General features: G+C 50.8%; 7 protein-coding genes. All 7 read right to left on the reverse strand.

All coding sequences use genetic code 11. The annotated features are described in order from the left end of the window. The coding region (gene surE / locus ABYW01_RS09830; RefSeq protein ID WP_372832402.1) for a 5'/3'-nucleotidase SurE at window positions 1-486 on the reverse strand (486 nt) is incomplete at its 3' end. After that, window positions 483-1,529 carry a tRNA pseudouridine(13) synthase TruD gene (gene truD / locus ABYW01_RS09835; RefSeq protein ID WP_372832404.1) on the reverse strand — a complete coding sequence of 349 codons (1,047 nt, stop codon included), beginning with the start codon at window positions 1,527-1,529 and terminating at the stop codon, window positions 483-485. The genes truD and surE, both read right to left, overlap by 4 nt. Continuing rightward, window positions 1,522-1,821 (reverse strand): cell division protein FtsB, encoded by a 300-nt coding sequence (gene ftsB / locus ABYW01_RS09840; RefSeq protein ID WP_193951606.1) that lies wholly within the window; start codon window positions 1,819-1,821, stop codon window positions 1,522-1,524. The genes truD and ftsB overlap by 8 nt, the downstream gene beginning before the upstream one ends. Window positions 1,822-1,880: 59 nt before the next feature. After that, window positions 1,881-3,176, reverse strand: coding sequence for a phosphopyruvate hydratase (gene eno / locus ABYW01_RS09845; protein ID WP_372832405.1), 1,296 nt, complete (start codon window positions 3,174-3,176; stop codon window positions 1,881-1,883). Between the two features lie 30 nt (window positions 3,177-3,206). After that, a complete protein-coding gene (locus tag ABYW01_RS09850; RefSeq protein ID WP_193951604.1) occupies window positions 3,207-4,835 on the reverse strand; it encodes a CTP synthase in 1,629 nt (542 codons plus the stop codon). Window positions 4,836-4,890: 55 nt separating this feature from the next. Further along, a complete protein-coding gene (tilS, locus tag ABYW01_RS09855; RefSeq protein ID WP_372832407.1) occupies window positions 4,891-6,156 on the reverse strand; it encodes a tRNA lysidine(34) synthetase TilS in 1,266 nt (421 codons plus the stop codon). 65 nt (window positions 6,157-6,221) lie between these two features. Further along, window positions 6,222-7,184, reverse strand: coding sequence for an acetyl-CoA carboxylase carboxyl transferase subunit alpha (gene accA / locus ABYW01_RS09860; protein ID WP_193951602.1), 963 nt, complete (start codon window positions 7,182-7,184; stop codon window positions 6,222-6,224). Between the last annotated feature and the right edge of the window lie 91 nt (window positions 7,185-7,275).

The raw sequence follows: 7,275 nt of genomic DNA on the forward strand, positions 1-7,275 counted from the left end.
AGGTACGTTAACATTCAGCACCGTACGCGGCGCAAGGTTCACCTTTCCAATACCTTGCAACAGTAAGCGAACGATCTCCGCAGCCGTGTCAAAATGCTGCGGATGATGACTCGCGACGGAAACAGCAATCGGCGGATATTTTAGGTGACGTCCTTCAGTTGCGGCAGCCACGGTTCCGGAGTAGAGAACATCATCGCCCATATTAGCACCGGCATTGATACCGGAAACCACGATCTCTGGTTCGATATCAAAGATGCCCGATGTACCCAGATGGACACAGTCGGTAGGGGTTCCATTGACACCAACAAAACCATTTTCGTGACGAAAAGCTTCCAGCGGCCGATCAAGCGTTAGCGAGTTACTGGCACCGCTGCGATTTCTATCCGGTGCAACCACTTCAATCTGACAATCTTGCCCGATCACTTGTGCTAGCGTAGCCAAGCCCGGCGCAAAAACACCATCATCATTTGAGATCAGTATTTTCATTCAGCAGTATCCTGTGTCGGCTTAATCACCTGCGTCAGCTCACGTAAAACACTGGTTGCAAACGCGCCTGATGGCAGCTCAAACTCTAACCACCACTGATTTTCCGACTCAGCTTTCGCTTCAAGTGCGACAGGCTGTAACCGAAGAGCCCGGCGCTCCTGGCGCAGACCCAGATGCTCCAAACGTTCCAGTATCTCTTCCCACGGCGCAAGCTGGTCTTTCTCCCACTGTCGGGAAGCACCAACATTCAGCGGTTCACCTCGACCCCACATCGCCCCCGTCAGATTAACATCACCTGACATCAGGCGCTGCTGGGTAGCTGCATCAGCGTCCTCTGCTAGAAAGCAGCTTTTTGAACCGGATAGCATGAGCGCATCGCCAGCTAATACCTGATCCCAATAACCTTCGGTTATACGCTGAGAAAGCAGGTGATTAAAGCACCAGGAACGTACCGCCGATATGTACATCCCTTTTTTATTCCGCTGACGTTCTTTGCGCTCGCCACGGATGAGCTCCACACCTTTTTGCAGATTGCCTCCATCCTGACCAAATCGCTGCTCACCAAAATAATTCGGTACACCTGAACGAATTTTCTCGATCCGCGCGGCCAACTCATCGGGATGGCTGACATCACGCAGGCGCAATCCGAAGCGGTTCCCTTGCAACGCACCCAGACGCAATTTGCGCGGATGGCGAACAGTTTTCAGGACTTCGATCGTATCTCCACCAAACAGATTCCAGTTCAGTTTTCGCTGTGGAGGCAACGCAACACTAAACCATTGCTCAGTAATGGCGTGACGATCTTTCTTCCCCGCATAACCCACATCACGCGGGCTTAGCTGACAAAACCTTGCTAATTGGCGCGCGACCCAATCGGTGTTCTCACCGTTCTTGCGGATATAGAGAAACAGATGTTCGCCTTCTCCTTCCGGCTCAAAACCTAGTTGTTCAACAACCTGAAAATCTTCGTTACAACTACGAATCAGCGCACTGCCTTCCGGCATACCGTACAAATAGCTGTATTGGGTGGGAAAACTACTCACTCTGGGATTTACTCCGTCCAGGTTCAACCAGCTGGAAGAAGGTTTCACCTTCCTGAATCATACCCAGCTCACTCCGGGCACGCTCTTCTAACGCGGATAGACCTGTCTTCAGATCTCTGACTTCCGCTTCCAACTGTTTATTCCGTAAACTCAGCGTCTGATTTTCTTCACGCTGCTGCTCAATTTCCTGCTCCAGCGACCAAACCTGGCGCAAATTGGCTTCGCCAAACCAGAGTCGGTACTGCAGCGCAACGAACAGGACTAACAGCGTAATCAATAACCAGCGAAACATCATAAGCCTAAGTCAAAAAAGGGGGCTAAAAGCCCCCTTTTTTTGTTAAGAGTCAGGTATTAAGCCTGACCTTTAATTTCAGACAGACCATTGTAAATGGCCTCAGCACCCAGTTCTTCCTCAATCCGTAGCAGACGGTTGTACTTAGCTACACGGTCAGAACGACACAAGGAACCGGTTTTAATCTGACCCGCTGCAGTACCCACTGCCAGATCTGCAATGGTGGTATCTTCAGTTTCACCAGAACGGTGAGAGATAACAACGGTGAAACCTGCGTCTTTAGCCATCTTAATCGCATCCAGCGTCTCAGAAAGAGAACCAATCTGGTTGAATTTGATCAGGATGGAGTTACCGATATTCTGCTCAATACCGCGGCTCAGGATCTTGGTGTTTGTAACGAACAGATCATCACCAACCAGCTGAACTTTGTCACCGATCTTCCGAGTCAGATAAGCCCAACCATCCCAATCAGATTCGTCCAGACCATCTTCAATAGATACGATCGGATAGTTTTCTGTCAGTGCAGCCAGGTAGTCACCAAAGCCTTCAGCATCGAAGACCTTGCCTTCACCGGACAGATCGTATTTGCCATCTTTGTAGAACTCAGATGCAGCACAATCCAGCGCCAGCGTTACGTCTTTGCCCAGTTCATAACCGGCATTGGAGATCGCTTCTTTGATAACAACCAGTGCTTCTTCGTTAGAGGCCAGGTTAGGTGCAAAACCACCTTCGTCACCCACAGCCGTGTTCAGACCCTTAGCCTTCAGCACAGCCTTCAGTGCATGGAAAATTTCAGCACCACAGCGCAAGCCGTCAGAGAACTTGTCAAAGTTAACCGGCTGAACCATGAATTCCTGAATATCAACGTTGTTATCAGCGTGCTCACCACCGTTCAGGATGTTCATCATTGGCAAAGGCAAAGAGAACTGACCTGCAGTACCGTTCAACTCAGCAATGTGCGCATACAACGGCAGGCCTTTTTCAGTCGCCGCTGCTTTCGCCGCAGCCAAAGATACAGCCAGAATTGCGTTTGCACCCAGCGTCTCTTTGTTTTCAGTGCCATCCAGCTCCAGCATTTTGTTATCCAGAGCGCGCTGATCAGTAGCGTCCATTCCGACCAAAGCATCACGGATTACGCCGTTCACAGCAGTCACTGCTTTTAGAACGCCTTTACCCAGGTAGCGACCTTTATCGCCATCACGAAGTTCCAATGCTTCACGGGAACCCGTAGAAGCGCCTGAAGGTGCGCAAGCAGAACCCACTACACCGGACGCCAAAATAACGTCAGCTTCTACTGTTGGATTTCCGCGAGAGTCGAGAACCTCGCGCGCTTTGATATCAGCAATCTGTGCCATTCGATAAACTCCAGAAATTATTAAATTCTTTTACTGCTTAGCCTGATGATCCAGCGCTGCTTGGATAAAGCCGGTAAACAGACCATGTCCAGCGCGCGGCGTCGAAGTGAATTCAGGGTGGAACTGACACGCCACGAACCACGGGTGATCAGCCACTTCAACGACTTCAACCAATTCGCCGTCGACAGAACGACCGGAGATACGCAAGCCCGCTGCTTCCAGTTGCTCTACATAGTTGTTGTTCACTTCATAACGATGACGATGACGTTCCGTAATCTCGGTTGCACCGTAAGCTTTCGCTGCAGTTGATCCATCCGCCAGGTGACAAACCTGCGCACCCAAACGCATCGTACCACCCAGGTCATCTTGCTCACCGCGGGTCTCGACATCGCCTTCAGTCGTCGTCCACTCGGTGATCAAACCAATAACCGGATGTTCTGCTTTAGCTTCAAATTCAGAAGAGGTCGCACCCTGAAGGTTCGCTACGTGACGCGCAAACTCAATCACGGCAACCTGCATACCCAGACAGATGCCCAAGTAAGGTACTTTGTTCTCTCGTGCGTACTGAACAGCCTGAATCTTGCCTTCAACACCACGCTCACCGAAGCCACCCGGCACCAGAATTGCACTGGCATTTGCCAAAATCTCGACACCTTCACGCTCGACGCGCTCAGAGTCGATATATTCGATACGGACTTTACGATTCAGCGCGATACCCGCGTGACTGATCGATTCAATCAGAGATTTGTAGGCATCCAGCAGTTCCATGTACTTGCCGACCATCGCGATGGTCACTTCACCTTCAGGGTTGAGGTGGGCGTTTGCAACACGGTTCCATTCACCCAGATCCGCTTTCTCACATTCCAGATGGAAACGTTCGATCACGATATCATCCAGATGCTGATCTGCCAGCATCTGAGGGATGTTATAAATAGTGTCAGCATCCGGCAAAGAGATAACCGCACGCTCTTCAACGTTTGTAAACAAAGACAGTTTACGACGCGAAGAGTCCGGCAGCGGACGCTCAGAACGACAAACCAGAATATCTGGCTGAATACCGATCGAACGCAGGTCTTTTACAGAGTGCTGGGATGGTTTTGTTTTAGTCTCACCTGCTGTTGCGATATATGGCACCAGCGTCAGATGCATGAACATAGCGCGCGAGAAGCCTAATTCAGCTTTCAGCTGACGTACGGCTTCAAGAAATGGCAAAGACTCGATATCACCTACAGTGCCACCGATCTCAACGAGCGCGACATCCGCATCACCGGCGCCCTCGATTACTCGACGTTTAATCTCATCGGTAATGTGAGGAATAACCTGTACGGTTCCACCCAGATAATCACCACGACGCTCTTTGCGCAGAACGTGCTGATAAATACGACCAGCCGTAAAGTTGTTGCGCTTGGACATAGTCGTGTCGATGAAGCGCTCATAGTGACCTAAGTCCAGGTCCGTTTCAGCTCCATCTTCCGTAACAAATACCTCACCATGCTGGAAAGGACTCATCGTACCTGGATCTACGTTAATGTAGGGATCCAGCTTCAGCATGGTAACTTTTAGACCTCGGGCTTCCAAAATAGCAGCCAAAGAGGCAGATGCGATGCCTTTGCCCAATGAGGACACAACACCACCGGTGACGAAGATATAACGCGTCATGCAGAACCTGTAATTCGTGGTTAAAACGAGGGAAAAAACGTGATCAAAGATGGGGCTACAGGATACCAAACGAACTGCATTCCGACAATGCGAAGCTGCACCAAGTGGCGTTAAATCCTCCACTTTTCGTCTGCCAGCCCTCACAAAGGCAAATACCCGGTATAGCAACCACCTCTTCACCCACCATAAGCAGCGGCCAATACACCTTCAGCCAAGGAGGAATTCCGGCTTCTTGCAGCAATTTTTTCACCGTACAACTGCCGTTCCGACCCAAAGGGCGGCAACGTTCTCCCCCCTTCCGCCGCACCAGCCGAACATTTTCGAGCGTGCTCAAGCCTACATCTGCCGATGAAACCTGAAGTACGCCATCGCCTAAAGGGAACTCTCCAACTGCGAGCTGATCCAGTTCATGCGGCACTAACGCTTCTGCAGACGTCAAATACAACGCCGATCGATAACGCCGAATGACGATCTTTTCAACCTTCAACTGCGGCTCGGCATCTGCTCGCGACGAGATCAATGTTCGCTTTATTTCATCAAGCTGTGTGGTGTTTAACATCACCCCCACCTGCCTCTCCAACCAACGCCGTAACAGATGATCCTGGCGTTGCGCTGAACAATCGCAGAGGGCCGATAATGATAACTCGCCAAATGCGCCGACATGGGAGCTTAGATCCGCATCAAGGTATTCGTTCAAAAGCTGTTGCGACGCGGTGAGCTGCTCGGATGTTTTTAACCAGCGCTGTTTAAAGCCCGGCCAACGACCTTCCAATAACGGAAAAACGTCGAGTCGCAGAAAATTACGGTCGTAAACAGCCTGCTCGTTACTAGGATCATCAACCCAAACCAGATGCTGCTCAGCTGCATAACGCTCCAAATCAGAACGCAGACAACCGAGCAAAGGACGAAAGAGCCTACCCGTCCCTAGCGTTCTGTGCACAGGCATACCAGACAACCCTTTTAATCCCGCTCCGCGCAGTAAGCGAAACAGCATTGTTTCAGCCTGATCATCACCATGATGCCCTAGCAATAAACAGTCACCGGCTTGCATCTGGGACTCAAACGCTGCGTAGCGCTCACGACGTGCAGCCTCTTCCGACGGCGTATCAGGATAAACATTCAGTATCTGGTGGGGGAGTGCATACCGGGACGCTTGTTGCGCCGAAAACTCAGCCCAGCGCTCTGCTGAAGACTGAAGATGATGATTAACATGAAGCACCAATAAGCGCTCGGGAGCGAGGTATTTACCGGCAAGATGCAGGAGTACCTGAGAGTCGAGCCCGCCGCTGTGAGCAATCAACCAGCGATTGGGCTCAGGCATCTGCTGCAATAGCCTCTGAAAGTGACGTTCGATTGCAGCAGACATCAGAAGGAGTAAATTTTCACTTACTGTTCGGAATTGATTCCGTAGGCCATCAAGCGCTCATAACGACGCTCCAACAGCTCCTCTTCAGAGAAACCATTCAGCTTCTCCAACGTCTCTAGCAGGTGCTTCTTAAGATTCGCCGCCATCAAAGCCTGATCACGATGCGCGCCCCCCAGAGGCTCGCTTACAACCTGATCCACCAAGCCTAGTTCGCTCAAACGATCAGCAGTGATACCCATCGCCTTTGCAGCATCGGATGCACGCTCTGCACTTTTCCACAAAATGGATGCACACCCTTCCGGCGAGATCACGGAATAGGTACCGTACTGCAACATCAGCAATTCATCACACACACCAATCGCCAACGCACCACCCGAACCACCTTCACCAATCACGGTCGCAATAACCGGTGTTTTCAGGCTGGACAATTTCAGTAAGTTAAATGCGATTGCTTCGGACTGGCCGCGCTCTTCAGCATCAATACCAGGATAAGCTCCTGGTGTGTCAATGAAGGTCATAACAGGCATGCTGAAGCGTTCAGCCATCTCCATAAGACGCAGCGCCTTACGGTAACCTTCTGGACGCGGCATACCAAAGTTGCGGGCAACCTTTTCCTTCACTTCACGGCCTTTCTGATGACCAATCACCATGACTGGCTGGCCGTCGATGCGTGCGATACCGCCCACTATAGCCTGATCATCGGAAAAATGACGATCGCCGTGTAGTTCATCGAAATCATCGAAGATATGCTCGACGTAATCCAGCGTATACGGACGCTGTGGATGACGTGCCAGCTGAGAAATCTGCCATGCAGAAAGATCCGAGAAAATGGATTCGGTCAGCGTACGGCTTTTCTCTTCCAGCTTTTCCAGTTCTTCGGAGATATTTAATCCGTCGTGGTCGTCGCCAACCAGACGCAATTCATCAATTTTGGCCTGCAGCTCAGCGATAGGCTGCTCAAAATCCAGGTAATTCGGATTCATGCTGTCCCGTTCTATATTAGAAATTCGTTACTTTGATCGGATCAAAAAATTGCCCTAAGTGTACCTGCTTGCCCCTTATAGGACCAGCCTG

The organism is Pontibacterium sp. (assembly GCF_041587635.1).
Classification (GTDB): Bacteria; Pseudomonadota; Gammaproteobacteria; order Pseudomonadales; family Balneatricaceae; genus Pontibacterium.